Source organism: Candidatus Alkanophaga liquidiphilum, from assembly GCF_053996935.1.
Map to the genome: position 1 here is coordinate 1 of NZ_JBMXYC010000034.1, position 14,017 is coordinate 14,017.

Here is a 14,017-nt window from a genome sequence, read left to right on the forward strand (position 1 = left end):
AATTATTACCTTGTCCACCTTGTAATCCATAACCTCGTCAAGAAGCGTGAAAATTTGATTTTCAAGAGCCTTCTTCTGCTTCGGCGTGGAAGCCCTCGCATAGATGTAAATCTTGTGAGGAAGTCCACGATTCAAAAGCCTATAGACATCCTCATCAAGATAATCGTAACGCTTCCCAACCTTTCTTCTCCTTATCAAGCCCTCCCTCGCATGTCTGTGCAGCGTGCTTCGGGATATTCTCAACACTTTCATTACCTCTCCCGCCTTCATACTTTGATGATATTATTTGAGCATATGTATGACTATTGGTCGAAACTGGACGTGATATATTGCCGCAAGTGCATTGCCTTCAATAAATGTCACCATCCATACCTGAGGTGTCTGACTACGAGAAAGATGACGTAAGCGGAGGCTAAGGCGGCAACTACGCCGACGGCGGTTTTTGTTTTGTTCTCGCTGCTGACGTTTTCGGCGCTCTCCCCACTGACATTCCAGTCGTGGAGAAAAACCTCTGCGAAGTAGTCTGCGAGCTCGGCGTTCGTGACGACGACGCCCACCTCCCTGTTGTCGAGGGCGCCTTCGTTCCAGTTAAGCGAGGAGATTAGGACGCTGCTGTCGGCGACGACGCCCTTATTATGGATTTTGCTGAAGTCCATAGCTTCAAGGTTTGCGAGCCTCGCCTCCAAATTCAAACCCTCCGCAGCTGCTGCCTCGTTCAGGAAAGTGGCGACATCGTCGTTGTCGTCGCTGTCTTCCAAATTATATTCACGGGAGTCTAAAAGCACTTTCACCTCACAGCCCCTGCGTGCTGCAGACATCAAAGCCGCAACGTAAGGGTTCAGCTCGCCATAAAATTCACTTTGCACGGAAAATACTTCAACATAAACCCTATGTTCTGCTGAGTTTATCATCCCCAAAATAGGGTCGTCTTCGCACAGGAGGTTTTCAGGCGCCATAAACGTCTTCACTTCAAAATTTCCGAATATGGTGCGTGCTTCAAACATCTCTTTTCGCTCTACGTCTTTTTCCACACTTCCTTTCACTCTAACCTTTACGGCGGCTTTCTCTCCGCTAAAAGGCTCGCCAAACCTAAAATCCTCAAGGAAACGCTCTTTAAAATAAGAAGATACGTTTTCGTTACGAATAATGACGCCCCAGCCCCTATTACAACCAGAAGTTGTTTTTACGGGAATACTGACGTCTTTCCAGTTCTCAGAAAGCACGAGCACGCTGTTATCAAAAATTGCATATTTGGCATGGTTAAACATCTTAGGGCAGCTCTTTGCAAGCCGCACCTCGCCGCCACTCCTCTCGATAACCTCCGCAATTGCCAGCGCGTCGTCGCTCAGTCCCCCAACGGGAGAGCCTTCCAAAAGGACTTTAACAGCAACATCCCTCCTCGCCGCCTCCGCTAAAAGCTCTGCCAGCGGAAAACTCTCAAACTCGTATACATTAAGAAATACTACGTCTGAGCAGTTCTTTATTTCGTTCGATACCGCTTCGAAGCTGCAATCTGGTGAGACGAACGCCGTTACGCAGCCGAAGAAGGAGAATATCTTTACGCTGAAAATTGTTTTGTTGCGATGCTCGAAGGCTACGGGGAACCAATCCCTCCAAGAATCAGAATCCACCCAACCTTTGCTTCCAGACTTACGACGTAGAACAACACCCTCGCTGGGATTTTTCAGCGACCTTCCGCTCCAGCCGTAAATATCACTCGGAACGTTACCATATACGACGGCGTCCATCAGCCGCCCTTTCTCGTCAAGTAGGGAAATTATGTCGCCATTATTGTTGAGTGTGACGACGCCCAAAGATGTTTTTAATGCCGTTACGTCCAGGGCGTAAACGTTTTTCACAAGGTAAACAGCTTGTGACGGCTGAAGCGTGATTTCTGGTAGCGTGATGGTGGAGTGTCGGTCGCCCAGCTGCCAGCCTTCGAGCTGCACGGCGTAAGAAAGAGGATTCGTGAGCGCAACGTATTCGCATTCGTCACTGCCGTAGGGATTTGGACAAATTTCGGTGATAAGGACATGCAGCGCCATGCAAACGTGCACGCAAATCAGAAGCGCAAAAAGCGTGGTGAGAATGATCTTAACCCTCATCATCGGACTTGGGCTTTCCTAAATTGTCCTCCAGCATTGATATGAGCTTTAAAACGTATTTCCCGAGAGTGGTCAGTCTATATATTAAAAAGCTACCTCGCCTTTCCGAGGTTACTAAGCCAGCGTCCTTCAGCGTCTTTAAATGGTAAGAGAGAGCAGGATACTTACATTTTATGGTTTCCACGAACACGCAAACACACAACTCCTCCAAAAGGAGAGACTTAAGTATGCGAAGCCGTGTGGAGTCGGAAACTGCTTTCAAAATGGATATTACCTTAGAAAAATCCATGCTCATCAGTTCCCTTACCTTAGCTAAAGTTTCCTCTGGTATTTCGTAGACGTCGCTCCTTATGCTTTGGCTCATCATGCGTATGTCCTCACTCCCTACTTATATATCCGAGGCTTTAGATTATTGCATGGAAGTGCGGACGCCGATGATAGTTGTGAATATGAAGGCTTACGCAGAAGTAAACGGCGAGGGCGGCTTAAAAATAGCAAAGGTTTGCGAGGAAGTCGCTAAAGAGCTGGCGGAGAAGAAAGAGCTAAGCATAATAGTGTGCCCGCCGCAAGCCTCTCTGGCATGGATAGCGACTCAGGTCGAAATTCCATGCTTTGCCCAGCATGTGGACGCCGTGGAGCCGGGCAGTCATACGGGCGCCGTGACTCTCGAGTCCGTAAAGGCGACAGGTGCCGCGGGGACGCTCGTGAACCATTCCGAGCGGCGGCTGAAAATCGCTGACATCGACTTCATCGTGCAGAAAGCGAAAAAATTACAACTCCTTACAGTAGTCTGCACGAACAATGTGGCGGTGAGCCGGGCAGTTGCGGCGCTCGAACCCTATGCAGTGGCTGTGGAACCACCTGAACTTATAGGGACTGGACGCTCCGTCTCGAAAGTCGACCCTGCTGTCGTTGAGAACTCCGTGAAAGCGGTCAAGAAAATTTACGATGACTGTATCGTCTTATGCGGCGCCGGAATAACGGACGGTGATGACGTGCGGGCAGCCATAGAGCTCGGCGCTGATGGTGTCTTGCTCGCCTCCGGCGTCGTCAAGGCAAAAGACGTGCGGGCGAAGATGTTGGATTTGATATCAGGGTTGTGACCTCCTCCCCCGCCCCAAGTCGGGGCTTCCACCGGAAGCTTGGGAGGTGGGGGAGTGTGCAGGACGAACCTGCGCTCCTCATCGGGCTGAGCACGCTGCCCCTGCCCACTATAGGCATGGGCTCGTCACTTATTCGTTGACTTCAGAGTATAAAAAACTCTCAAACCTCTCCCTCCCGCCTCCTCTATCTCAACCCTAAAGGGCAAGAGCTTTCTTAGCGACATTCTGTAAAAAAGAAAGAGGCGGGAGTATTAACGCCTTAATATCACAGCCGCCGCTTAGCCATACTCATTCGCCTTCTCGATTTGATGTAAAGGAAATATGCTGCGAGGAAGACGGCGGCGGCAAGGAGTGTCAGAACTTCGAAATAGCCTTCGACGAGCACTATGATCTCATCGCCGTAAAGCATGAGGAGCGTGGCTTCAAGGAAGAAACGGGCGCCTCTTGAGAGCAACGAAGCGACGACCATGCTTGTGAGGCTCATTCTGAAAACGCCTGCGGAGATTGTGAATATTTTGTAAGGGATTGGCGTGAAGCCGGCAATGCCGACCGCCAGCGCTCCGTAGCGTCCGAAATATTCATCAACACGCTGCACTTTGCCCTCAGAGGCGAATTTCAAGAGGAGCGGGCGTCCGCCTTTAAGTCCGATGAAGTAGCCGAAAATACCGCCAAGCGTCGAGCCCAGCGTCGTGACGAGTGCGTAAAACAAAGCACGCTCGGGCGCTGCGAGCGCTATCGGGATGAGCAAGACATCAGGCGGCGCCACGAAGAAGCTCGCCTCCGCAAACGCCACCGCAAAAAGCCCCCACGTCCCGTATGGCAACAAATATTTGCTCGACCACGCAATCGCGCCCTCGACGACGCCCATCTCACTCCTCCACGTCCTTCCTGCTTCATGCCTTTTCCCTCATTAATAAAATATCATCTACCTCCGTCGCTTCAGCCTCGCGGGCTACCGGTCCACATCATAAAAGCAGTCGCCCGCCATTGTATATGAGCACGCCGGCGAGGAATGCTAACACAAGCGAGTATGCAACACCAAAAAGCGTCCAGCGCCAACTGTTCGTCTCCTTCCGCATCGTAGCGACGGTAGCGACACACGGCACATATATCATGTGCACCGCCAGAAACGTGTAGGCGAGGAGCGGCGACCATGCCGCCGGCAGTACTGCCCTTAAAGCTTCTTCACCGCCGCCGTAGAGAACGCCGAGCGTCGCCACGCTCAGCTCCTTCGCAAGGAAACCGAACATCAAAGCGACGATGACCCGCCAATTGAAGCCGCAAAGCTCGCCTATGGGCTCAAGGAGCTTACCGAGCATCGCTGCATACGACGCCTCGGGCGGCACGCCGCTGACGCTGAAAAAGCCGCCGCTGGGACCTGCGGACATGAGCCACCACATCACGACGGAAACAGCGACGATAAGCGTGCCCGCTCGCACGACGAACGCCTTGATACGTTCCCACGCATACAGCAGCACGTTCCTTGCTGTCGGCATTCGATACGGTGGCATCTCCATAATGAACGGTGGGTGTTCGCCTCGCAGCAGGAGACGGCGGAAGAGCAGGGCAGAAATCGCAACTAAGAATAAACTGAGCGCCACGAGCGAGAGCATGACCGCTGTGGCGACGATGCCGCTAAAAAACACCGCCGTCACAAATGCAAGGACGCCAAGTCGCACGCTGCACGGCACTAATGGGTTTATCAGCACTGTTATCAGCTTTTCACGGCTGTCGGCGAGCGTCCTCGTCGCCATGATTGCGGGGACGTTGCAGCCGAAGCCACAGAGCAGGCAAAGAAACGCTCTACCGTGCAAGCCGACGACGTGCATGAACTTGTCCATGACGAAAGCGGCTCTTGCCATGTAGCCCCAGTCCTCAAGAACGGCATACAGCAGGAAGAAAATCGCAATCACCGGCAGAAAAGTGAGGACGGTGCCAACGCCCCCGATTATTCCATCGACGAGCACGCCGACGAGCCATGCTGGGGCGTCCGCGGCCTTGGCTGCGAGAAGCGTGCCGAGCCGCGAGAAGGCAGCCTCAAGAGCGTTCACCAAAGGACGGCTCAGGAAGAACGTCGCCCAAAAGACGAAGCCATAAATCGCCAAAAGGATGGGCAACCCCAAGATTCTGTGCGTCACGATTTTGTCGATTTTGTCCGTGAGTTCTTGCCGAAGAGGCCCCTCCCGCCGCCTGAGCGCTTCTTTCACGATGCGACTTATCTGCTCGTAACGCTTGTCCACGAGCTCGATCTCGAAATTGTGGTGAATCTCCGTAGCTCGCAACTCGTCGAGCTGCCGCAGAAGCTCGGTGCCGACGGCCAGCCGCTTCGCCGCCTCCACCACCACAGGGTCGTTCTCTAAAAGCTTGACCGCAAACCACCGCCTCGGATACCCTATCTCGCCCTCGCCCGCAAGTAATGCCTCCAGTTCGCGTATCTGACGCTCAATATGAGTCCCGAAGTCCGTCCTGTAAGGCTGAGCTCTCAGCTTACCCTCCGCAACCGCCACCGCCGCCTGCAAAAGCTCGTCCACGCCATCGCCCTCGTCCGCAACTATCGGAACAACAGGCACGCCGAGAATCTCGGAAAGCCGCTGCACGTCGATCTCGACGCCTTCGGCTTCGGCGACGTCCATCATGTTTAACGCAACGACTACCCGGTCGGTAAGCTCAAGGAGCTGAAGCGTCAAATATAAATTCCTCTCAAGATTCGAGGCGTCAATGACATCAATAACAACATCGGGGCGCTCTTTGACGATGAAATCCCTCGCAATAAGCTCCTCCTCAGAGTATGCCGTCAGGCTATAAGTGCCCGGCAAGTCTATGATTTTAAGCGTTCGCCTCTCATGCTTACAGATGCCCTCCCGCCGCTCGACGGTCTTCCCGGGCCAGTTTCCGACGTGCTGCCGCAGACCGGTGAGGAAGTTAAAAAGCGTGCTCTTCCCAACGTTAGGGTTGCCCGCCAGCGCTACTAAAATCTCATTCAACTTTCCACCTCGACGAGGACGTGCATGGCGACGCCACGCCCGAGTGCGATTCTTGAACCTCGAACGTAAATAAGGAGCGGCCCGCCGTTCGTCGCCCTTAGCATTTTAACTCTAACGCCCGGATTCAATCCGAGCTCCGCAAGGCGGCGCACGAAGCCATAGCCGCCCCTAACCTAGACGACCCGCCCCTCCTCGTTTTCCGCCAGCATGCTGAGCGGAATTACCTGCGTCATCACCGCTCATTAAGTTTAGGACGGCTGTATTTAAATAGGTGTCCCTAAATTATTCGGGAGCACCCTTGCTTGTTTTAAGCTAGACTGCAAAAATAACTGTGGGGGTGAGGCGGACGGAATACGAGGAAATGCTCGATAGGGCGTTGACGAGGATGCCTGAAATAAAGGTTGAAGACACTAGGTTCAGTATTCCAGAAGTGCGTGTCTTCATCGAGGGTAAGACCACGGTCTTCGACAATTTTGCGAGCGTCTGTGATTACATAAATAGAGAGCAAGAGCACGTCATGAAGTTCCTGCTGCGGGAGCTTGGCACCGCTGGGAAAATAGACGGCGACAGAGCGATTTTTCAAGGACGCTTTTCGAAGGAGGACGTGGCAAAACAGATACGAAGGTATGTTGAGGATTACGTGATGTGTTCAGAGTGCGGGAAGCCGGACACGCAACTCGTGCGCACGAAGGAGCGAGTCTTAATGCTGAAGTGCGAGGCGTGCGGCGCCTTCAGACCCGTCGGGAAAAGGCTACGGCGGTAGCTCCTTGAGGCGGAAGTTAAGCCCCTGTGTCTCAACAGCACAACAAACCCAAGAGAAATGACGACGTAAAATGAATGATGAAGTGTCTTATTTGTGGACGGGGTGAGGCTGCAAGGATTTTGGGCGTCTGCGCTTCCTGCGTGCGAGAACGCCCCGAAGAAGCCTTAGAGCATGCGAGGCGAGGACACGAGCGTGCGAGAGCAGCATATGCGCTGCCGGCGGAGCCGCCGAGGAGCGCCGTTGCTAATTCGAGACGCTGCAAGCTCTGCGCTAACGAGTGCGTTATAGCACCAGGCGAGCGTGGCTTCTGCGGCGTGCGAGAGAACGCCGACGGGAAGCTTCGAACCATCTTTCCCAGAGGCTATGCCATGCTCCACGCCTACGAAGACCCGCTGCCAACGAATTGCTGTGCGGCGTGGTTCTGCCCTGGCTCGCATGCTACGGCTGCGAAAAAGCGGCTTGTCAACATTGCGGTCTTCTTTTACGGCTGTAATTTTGACTGCCTTTTCTGTCAGAACGAGTCGCATAAAGAATTTTGGCGGGCGCCACTCGTAAAGCTTGAGGACTTTGTTTCGAGCATCAAAAACAACGAGCGGGCATACTGCGTCTGCTATTTCGGCGGCAGCCCAGAGCCACAGCTCCCGTTTGCGGTCAAGGCGTCAGAAATGCTTGTCAGGGACGGCGGCAGTGGAAGGAAACTGAGAATCTGCTGGGAGTGGAACGGCTGCGGGAACCACTCGCTCGTGCGTAAGGCAGCATCGCTTTCTCTCGAAAGTGGCGGCATCGTGAAGTTTGACCTCAAAGCTTTCGACGAGAATTTGAACTTGGCGTTGAGCGGCGTTTCTAACAGCAGAGCTTTCGAAAATTTTGAGATGATTGCCAAAGACTTCTTCGAGGGCTCGAAGCCGCCGGTGCTCACAGCAACGACGCTTCTCGTTCCGTATTACGTCGATGAAAAGGAAGTTGGGAAAATAGCGGAGTTCATAGCAAGCTTGAACCTGGACATTCCGTATTCGCTGCTCATTTTTCACCCAGACTTCCACATGAGCGACTTACCGATAACGCCACGCTCGCAAGTCGAGCGCTGCTACAAAGCCGCAAAGAAGCATTTGAACAACGTAAACATTGGGAACAAGCACCTACTAGCGTGGGCGCCGCCTTAGGCATGTAAGCTGAGTAAAATGTGGGGTGTAATCCTCGCAGGCGGCAGAAGCAGCAGGATGGGTGGCGTGGAAAAGCCACTTTTGGAGATATGCGGCGTGCGGATGCTAGATATCGTGGCGAGTGTGCTAAAGCGTTCGGAGCTTGAGGGCTTTTGCGTAGCGGTTTCGAGGAACGCCCCGAAGACGTGGGAATACTGTAAACGTCGTGGCTACGACTTTGTCGATACGGCGGGACGTGGTTACCATGAAGACCTCTCAACCCTTCTAAAAAAATTCCAAAGTTTCGTGAGCGTCGCCTGCGACTTGCCGTTCCTCCAAGCGTGGCACGTTAACAAGCTTGTCCGGGCGTTTTCGTGCGAAGGGGGACATAAGGGCAAGAGCATAACGGTGGCGGTGCCTTTAAAACTCATGCCTAAGGGATTCGAACCATCACACGTGTTTGAGTTACAGGTTGAGAGTGGGGACAGTATCCCTGAACAGCCAGCCAAGCTCGTAGCATGCGGTCTGAACGTCGTTACGGACACTCAAAATTCATCAGTCCTGATATTCGACGACCCGCTGCTTGCGGTGAACGTGAACACACCGCAGGAGCTTGAGCTGGCGAGGCATATTGCTAAACAGTTAGACTATTATAAGGTCCAAGCCTCCGTTAAAACATGGACTATGAGGCGATAACTTACGAAAAAGAGGAAGAAGGTATCGCCGTAATCACGCTGAACCGCCCTGAGAAACTGAACGCCCTGAGCATAAAGATGACTGAGGAACTGGACGATGCGCTCAGCCATGCCGAGACGGATACCGATGTGCGAGCAGTTGTATTGACGGGGGCAGGGCGTGCGTTCTCTTCAGGCTACGATCTTGAGGAGATGAAAGCGTATCCTTTTGACATGCCGGAGGAGATATGGCAATTTGAGCGGAAAAAGGACTTCGAGCGGATGCTCCACGTCTGGAACTGCGAAAAGCCGACGGTGGCAGCGGTGAACGGCTATGCGATTGCGGCGGGCTTCATTCTGGCGAGCATGTGCGATATTGTCATTGCGGCGGAGAATGCGAAGTTCGGCATGCCCGTCGTCAGACTCGTTGCGGCAGCGGACGCCGAAGTTAGTTTTTTGCCGTGGCTCGTCGGCGTTCGCAAGGCGAAGGAGCTTTTGTTCCTCGGCGAGATGTTCGACGCGAAAGAGGCAGAACGCATAGGGCTCGTGAATAAGGTCGTGCCGCCCGACCGCGTCTTGGAAGAGGCGAAAGAAGTTGCGAAGAAAATCGCAGAGGCGCCGCCGTTTGCCATCAGGCTCGTGAAGGCATCAATCAACCGCACGCTCGACATCATGGGCTTCACCGCCGCCCTCAAAGCACACTTCGACACGCACATACTTTCGCATGCAACTCGTGAAGCGAAGGCGTTTCAGACGAATATTAAAGAGAAAGGGGTGAAGGCTGCACCGTATAAGAGGTAAAACCTTAAATTGTTTTCCTACTTATACAGAAGTAGTGCACGAAATGGATGTAGTAAAACTTTCTGCGAAAGAGCAAGTGGTCATCCCGGCTTGGATACGGAAAGAGTTTGATCTCTCAAAAGGGGCAGGCTTCTGATTAATAAGCTGGCGAAGAAGCGGATTGAACAAATTACGCACTCAGACTTGAAGGTAGTATAGAGGTAAACGAGGAGATTGCAGTAAAAGCCGGCGAGTATAAGACAAAAGCTATTCCAATTGCGGACGCGTTCATAGCCGCAAGCGCAAACTCGGTCAACGCTAAAGTCGTTATCGGCTATGAGCATTTTGAAAAGACAAGGGTTGAAATAGTGAGATTTAGAGATTAAAGTTACGGGACGTTGCAGCTCGTAAAAGCCTTATATTTAACGTAACTATACCATACTCTAACGAAGTATGATAAAATTGCTCCTAAAGAGGCGGGGGCAAATCCTACAGCATTCTGTTATTGACGATTCCTTGAAAAACTTACTACGTTTATCCTCTTGTCTCCTTCTTGCATATAGAGACCGCTTTCAGTTTTTCTCCACACTTCCCCCGCCTTTCTGTACCATTTCAACTTCTAATAGACAGAGCAAAATAAAATACCGCTAAAATTAACCAAAATAACATCTTTCCTCCCATCATACATGCCCCTTTAATGCTTAGCTACCTAAACGACGACGCAAGCAACGCACTACCGATGGCGCCGATGAACTGCGGGTATTTTGGCACGATGACATCGAAGCCGAGGACATCGCTCATTGCTTTCGGAACGCCGGCGACGAGCGACGTGCCGCCGACTTCGATGGCGGGTTGTCTCAAGTCAATTTCTTGCAGCAGCTGCTCCTTGACCTGCTCGACGACGGAGTAGCAAGCGGCGGCGGCGACGTCCTCCTTGCGCGCGCCTCTTGAGAGCGCCGATACCAAATCCTGAATGCCGAAAACGATGCAGTAGCTGTCCATTTTCACTTTTTCGGGATCGCCTTCGAGTGCGAGCTTTCCGAGTTCTTCAACGCCCACGCCGAGCCTCCGTGCGGTCATCTCAAGGAAGCGTCCGGAGGCGCCTGCGCAAATTCCGCCCATCGTGAAGTTGTCAGGGATGCCGTCCCTTGCCGTTATTATCTTGTTGTCCATGCCGCCGATGTCCACGACCATACACTCTCCTTTTAGGAGCCCGGCAAGATACATCGCCGCCTTTGAATTCACTGTCAGCTCCTCTTGGATGAGGTCGGCGTTAAAGTGCTTTCCGACGATGTGCCGTCCGTAGCCCGTGGTGCCCAACGCCTCTATCTCCTCACGGCGGACGCCTGCCCGCTTTAACGCCTCCGCAAAAACCTTCTCAGCGGTCTTCACCGGGTCGGTGGTGTGCGTCCAGAAGGCGCCAAGAACCTCATCGTCCTGCATGATTGCGGCTTTCGTCGTCGTCGAGCCCGAATCTATGCCGGCGGTAAGTCCTTCCTGCTTATTCCTTTCCAGAATGTGCCGCTTTGTAACTATCGTGACTAGCGCCTCCATTCTCGTGAGAAGCTCGCCAGCTCGAGTCCTCTCAGTAAAGGGATACATGACGACAGGCAGCCCTGTTTTCTCCTGTATTACTCGCCTGAGTTCAGTTCTGACGACAGCGCCCCGTGGGCATTTGTGGCACGTTGCGATGAACACGGCGTCGGCGTCGCAAAGATTCTCAGCGACGGCATATCCCCTCGCCAAAGCAACTCTTAACCCCTCACTCCGCGCGTCAAATCCAAACTCCTTCTCCTTGTCGCGAGCATAATCAAGGGAGATCTCAGGCACGAAAATCTCGGCACCGACGGCTTTCGCCGCCGCCTCTATCTCACGCTGCACGTTACCGTAAACCGTCCCGCAAGATACTTGTGCTATTTTTATCTCAGCCATCCTCTTTTGTTCCTCCATAATTTTATTAGAAATTATCGTTTACGAGTCTTGAGTTGCCGTCAGGGGAACATCTTTAGCCTTACCTCATAAATAGCCTCCGAAGCAATCTGTTCCTTAAAATAATTATTATAAAGGAAAATGATTAAAAGGAACAGGGGTGGCATCATGGGTGTTAAGCATCCGGATCGAATTGACCTATACGACGAGCGTGGCGAGCGAATTGCGGAGAGCATCCCGTTGGACGCAATAAGCCCGCTGCACAATCCTGCGATAAAGAAAATTTGTGAGACGTTCAAGCGCTCGGTGATTGTAGATTTAAGGCGGATTGAAGACTCGCTGCGTTCTGGACGCATGGGCAGCGAAATGGGCGTGGGCGGGGAGTGTCAGATTCCGGGCATCGAACTCGACTTGCCCATCGTGGAAAATGCCGAGAAGCTTGCGGAGCTTGTTGAAAGATACGTGCGGGCGAGCGATGACGACGACACGAACGTGCAGGTGCTCGGCGGCGAGATAATGCTCGTGCAAGTGCCGACCGTCCGTGTGAGCATGGCAAGCGATTGGGCATCTGCGACCGTGAACGTTGGGATAGCGACGGCGCACGCCATCATCGAGCTTTTCGGCGTGACGCCGTTCAACGGCTCTAACGTGATAAAATCGGCAATTTTCGGTAGATATCCGCAATCAATAACGCTGCGAGGCGCCGTCACGGGGTTACTGCGCGGCTGGCCGCCGGCGCTCGACGGCGTCGGGCTGGCATTTCGCACAAACGCGGTGAACGACATCGTGGCTATCACAAACAAGAACACACTCAACGGCGTGGCGCTCTCTTCGATACTCGAAACGCTGGCGATGTTCGACAGCGGCGACGCCATCCATCCGGTTTACGAGCGCTACCATCTGCTGCGTCTCGCGTATCAGGGGCTCAATGCAAATAACTTGGTTTATGACCTTGTTAGGGAGAATGGAAAGGACGGGACGATAGGCACTGTGATTCTCAGCCTAATAAAACGGGCTGAGGAGGACGGCGTTATTAAAGTCAAAGAGACATTTCCATCAGGCTTCAAGATTTACAAGACGGACGACGCTTGCTTGTGGAATGCCTACATGGCAGCAGGGCAGCTCGCCGCTGTTATTGTGAATTGTGGGGCGATGCGGGCGGTGCAGGGCGCCCCAGCGACGATAAACGCTTTTAATGACATAATAAAGTTGGCAACGGGGCTTCCTGACGTTGATTTCGGGCGTGTGCTCGGCACCTCGATAGGCTTCGCCTTTTACACACATAACATCTATGGCGGCGCCGGTCCCGGTGCTTATGCTCCGGCGGGTCCGCTGCTCAGGCACTCACGAGGCTTCATAGCGCCGTGCATCGTCGCCGGGATGTGTATGGACGCCGGGACGCAGACGTTCGCGCCAGAGCTGACGTCCGCTGTTTACATGAAGATAAGAGACGTGTTGCCGCCTGAGATGAGGCAGCCGATGAAATACGTGGCGGAAGCTGCCTCTGAGATTAAAGATAAGCTATGAGGTGGTAAGATGGTGGGAATTCCGTATCCGGGAACTGATGAGATTGCGGAGCGGCGTCGTAAGTGGCTTGACCCAGATTTCAAGCCGAAGAAGCTGCGTGAGATTCCGGATGACGACATTGTGAAACTTCTTGGTCACAGGAAGCCGGGAATGGCGTATTCGAGCGTGCATCCGCCGCTTGACGAAATAAAAGAGCCACCAGACCCGATAAAAGAGCTTGTGGAGCCGACCGACGGCGCTCGACACGGCGACCGCATCCGCTATATCCAGTTCACGGACTCTCAGCACTTTGCACCGCTGCCGCCGTGGTTGCGCTTCCGGATATATGCGACGAACAAGGAGTTCCGGGGCTTCGATTCGCTTGCATACTCAGGGCGAACGCTTCTTGAGATGCGGGAGCGGGACATCGATAGGGTGGCAAAGATGCTGCTGGAGACGGAAATGTTCGATACGGCACGCTGCGCCCTGCGTTCTATTACGGTGCACGGCTTCTCGCTCCGCCTTGATGAAGACGGGTTGATGTTTGATGCACGACGCCGCTACGTTTACGATAAGGAGCGTGGCGAGGTCGTTTACGTGAAGACACAGCAGTCCGTGCCGCTTGAGGAGCCGGTTCCCGTCGGACCGCCGCTGCCAGAAGGGGAGCTTAAAAAGATGGCGACCCTTTACCGCTTTGACCACGTATCGCCGACCGTTGCCGAGGAGCTTATGCGGGTCGTGAGGCGAATAGGAGAGCTGCGGGTGCTCGGTGGGCTCAGGCCTGACTTGGTGAACGGGAAGTGAGCCACATAGACAGGTGGTGGGGATATGGAGAAAAAATTTTTGAAGATACTGAAGGAAACCTACGGTGTCCTGCCGTCGGAGCTTAAGGACGAACGCTTCCACAAGTATGGGGGGAGGCGGCAGTCGAAGAGGAAGTCGGAGTTCATCGAGGCGGCGCAGCGTATTGCGGCGGAGCGCGGCATCCCGTCATACAATCCCGACCGCATTTGCGACGAGCTCGGGCTCGG

General features: G+C 53.4%; 13 protein-coding genes and 2 pseudogenes. 8 read left to right on the top strand and 7 right to left on the bottom strand.

Annotated features, from left to right (window positions below):
* The 3 genes from ACXJJA_RS04565 to ACXJJA_RS04575 form a co-directional block, all read right to left on the bottom strand.
* Nucleotides 1-270: helix-turn-helix domain-containing protein (locus tag ACXJJA_RS04565; RefSeq protein WP_456487043.1), on the bottom strand; the 270-nt coding region annotated here is incomplete at its 3' end.
* Between the two features lie 89 nt (nucleotides 271-359).
* On the bottom strand, nucleotides 360-2,108 hold the full coding sequence (locus ACXJJA_RS04570) for a phospholipase D-like domain-containing protein (protein ID WP_456487044.1): 1,749 nt from the start codon (nucleotides 2,106-2,108) through the stop codon (nucleotides 360-362).
* Nucleotides 2,095-2,472, bottom strand: a complete 378-nt coding sequence (locus ACXJJA_RS04575) for an ArsR/SmtB family transcription factor (RefSeq protein WP_456487045.1) — start codon at nucleotides 2,470-2,472, stop codon at nucleotides 2,095-2,097. Before ACXJJA_RS04575 ends, ACXJJA_RS04570 begins: the two co-directional genes overlap by 14 nt.
* 49 nt (nucleotides 2,473-2,521) lie before the next feature.
* Here ACXJJA_RS04575 and tpiA point away from each other — a divergent pair, with 49 nt between their 5' ends.
* Nucleotides 2,522-3,208 carry a triose-phosphate isomerase gene (tpiA, locus tag ACXJJA_RS04580; protein WP_456487046.1) on the top strand — a complete coding sequence of 229 codons (687 nt, stop codon included), beginning with the start codon at nucleotides 2,522-2,524 and terminating at the stop codon, nucleotides 3,206-3,208.
* Between the two features lie 265 nt (nucleotides 3,209-3,473).
* Here tpiA and ACXJJA_RS04585 read toward each other — a convergent pair whose 3' ends face one another.
* The 3 genes from ACXJJA_RS04585 to ACXJJA_RS04595 all read right to left on the bottom strand — a co-directional run bounded on the left by ACXJJA_RS04585 (nucleotide 3,474) and on the right by ACXJJA_RS04595 (nucleotide 6,344).
* Nucleotides 3,474-4,076 carry a YqaA family protein gene (locus tag ACXJJA_RS04585; protein WP_456487047.1) on the bottom strand — a complete coding sequence of 201 codons (603 nt, stop codon included), beginning with the start codon at nucleotides 4,074-4,076 and terminating at the stop codon, nucleotides 3,474-3,476.
* A 97-nt stretch (nucleotides 4,077-4,173) separates the two neighbouring features.
* On the bottom strand, nucleotides 4,174-6,192 hold the full coding sequence (feoB, locus tag ACXJJA_RS04590) for a ferrous iron transport protein B (RefSeq protein ID WP_456487048.1): 2,019 nt from the start codon (nucleotides 6,190-6,192) through the stop codon (nucleotides 4,174-4,176).
* The gene (locus ACXJJA_RS04595; protein ID WP_456487049.1) at nucleotides 6,189-6,344 is read right to left on the bottom strand and encodes a FeoA family protein; all 156 of its coding nucleotides are present in this window, start codon (nucleotides 6,342-6,344) and stop codon (nucleotides 6,189-6,191) included. Before ACXJJA_RS04595 ends, feoB begins: the two co-directional genes overlap by 4 nt.
* A 185-nt stretch (nucleotides 6,345-6,529) precedes the next feature.
* Between ACXJJA_RS04595 and ACXJJA_RS04600 the strand changes: the two are divergent.
* The 4 genes and pseudogenes from ACXJJA_RS04600 to ACXJJA_RS04615 form a co-directional block, all read left to right on the top strand.
* Nucleotides 6,530-6,943: pseudogene (locus ACXJJA_RS04600) on the top strand (translation initiation factor IF-2 subunit beta); the annotation flags it as partial.
* 86 nt (nucleotides 6,944-7,029) lie between these two features.
* Complete coding sequence (locus tag ACXJJA_RS04605) at nucleotides 7,030-8,118, top strand: radical SAM protein (RefSeq protein ID WP_456487050.1); 1,089 nt, start codon at nucleotides 7,030-7,032, stop codon at nucleotides 8,116-8,118.
* Between the two features lie 18 nt (nucleotides 8,119-8,136).
* Entirely contained in the window at nucleotides 8,137-8,793 is a 657-nt protein-coding gene (locus tag ACXJJA_RS04610; RefSeq protein ID WP_456487051.1) for an NTP transferase domain-containing protein, read from the top strand.
* On the top strand, nucleotides 8,775-9,572 hold the full coding sequence (locus ACXJJA_RS04615) for an enoyl-CoA hydratase-related protein (RefSeq protein WP_456487052.1): 798 nt from the start codon (nucleotides 8,775-8,777) through the stop codon (nucleotides 9,570-9,572). The genes ACXJJA_RS04610 and ACXJJA_RS04615 overlap by 19 nt, the downstream gene beginning before the upstream one ends.
* 684 nt (nucleotides 9,573-10,256) lie before the next feature.
* Here the strand turns inward: ACXJJA_RS04615 and ACXJJA_RS04620 are convergent.
* Nucleotides 10,257-11,501, bottom strand: coding sequence for a methanogenesis marker 15 protein (locus ACXJJA_RS04620; protein WP_456487053.1), 1,245 nt, complete (start codon nucleotides 11,499-11,501; stop codon nucleotides 10,257-10,259).
* Nucleotides 11,502-11,648: 147 nt separating this feature from the next.
* Here ACXJJA_RS04620 and ACXJJA_RS04625 point away from each other — a divergent pair, with 147 nt between their 5' ends.
* The 3 genes and pseudogenes from ACXJJA_RS04625 to ACXJJA_RS04635 all read left to right on the top strand — a co-directional run.
* Nucleotides 11,649-13,007, top strand: coding sequence for a coenzyme-B sulfoethylthiotransferase subunit beta (locus ACXJJA_RS04625; protein ID WP_456487054.1), 1,359 nt, complete (start codon nucleotides 11,649-11,651; stop codon nucleotides 13,005-13,007).
* A gap of 9 nt (nucleotides 13,008-13,016) precedes the next feature.
* Nucleotides 13,017-13,790, top strand: a complete 774-nt coding sequence (mcrG, locus tag ACXJJA_RS04630) for a coenzyme-B sulfoethylthiotransferase subunit gamma (RefSeq protein ID WP_456487055.1) — start codon at nucleotides 13,017-13,019, stop codon at nucleotides 13,788-13,790.
* A gap of 24 nt (nucleotides 13,791-13,814) precedes the next feature.
* A pseudogene (locus ACXJJA_RS04635) lies at nucleotides 13,815-14,017 on the top strand (hypothetical protein); the annotation flags it as partial.

What these genes read in the sequence shown, in the direction of transcription:
- ACXJJA_RS04570 (WP_456487044.1), bottom strand. Translation starts at nt 2,108, where the DNA reads ATGATGAGGGTTAAGATCATTCTCACCACGCTTTTTGCGCTTCTGATT.
- ACXJJA_RS04575 (WP_456487045.1), bottom strand. Translation starts at nt 2,472, where the DNA reads ATGATGAGCCAAAGCATAAGGAGCGACGTCTACGAAATACCAGAGGAA.
- tpiA (WP_456487046.1), top strand. Translation starts at nt 2,522, where the DNA reads ATGGAAGTGCGGACGCCGATGATAGTTGTGAATATGAAGGCTTACGCA.
- ACXJJA_RS04585 (WP_456487047.1), bottom strand. Translation starts at nt 4,076, where the DNA reads ATGGGCGTCGTCGAGGGCGCGATTGCGTGGTCGAGCAAATATTTGTTG.
- ACXJJA_RS04605 (WP_456487050.1), top strand. Translation starts at nt 7,030, where the DNA reads ATGATGAAGTGTCTTATTTGTGGACGGGGTGAGGCTGCAAGGATTTTG.
- ACXJJA_RS04610 (WP_456487051.1), top strand. Translation starts at nt 8,137, where the DNA reads ATGTGGGGTGTAATCCTCGCAGGCGGCAGAAGCAGCAGGATGGGTGGC.
- ACXJJA_RS04615 (WP_456487052.1), top strand. Translation starts at nt 8,775, where the DNA reads ATGGACTATGAGGCGATAACTTACGAAAAAGAGGAAGAAGGTATCGCC.
- ACXJJA_RS04620 (WP_456487053.1), bottom strand. Translation starts at nt 11,501, where the DNA reads ATGGAGGAACAAAAGAGGATGGCTGAGATAAAAATAGCACAAGTATCT.
- ACXJJA_RS04625 (WP_456487054.1), top strand. Translation starts at nt 11,649, where the DNA reads ATGGGTGTTAAGCATCCGGATCGAATTGACCTATACGACGAGCGTGGC.
- mcrG (WP_456487055.1), top strand. Translation starts at nt 13,017, where the DNA reads ATGGTGGGAATTCCGTATCCGGGAACTGATGAGATTGCGGAGCGGCGT.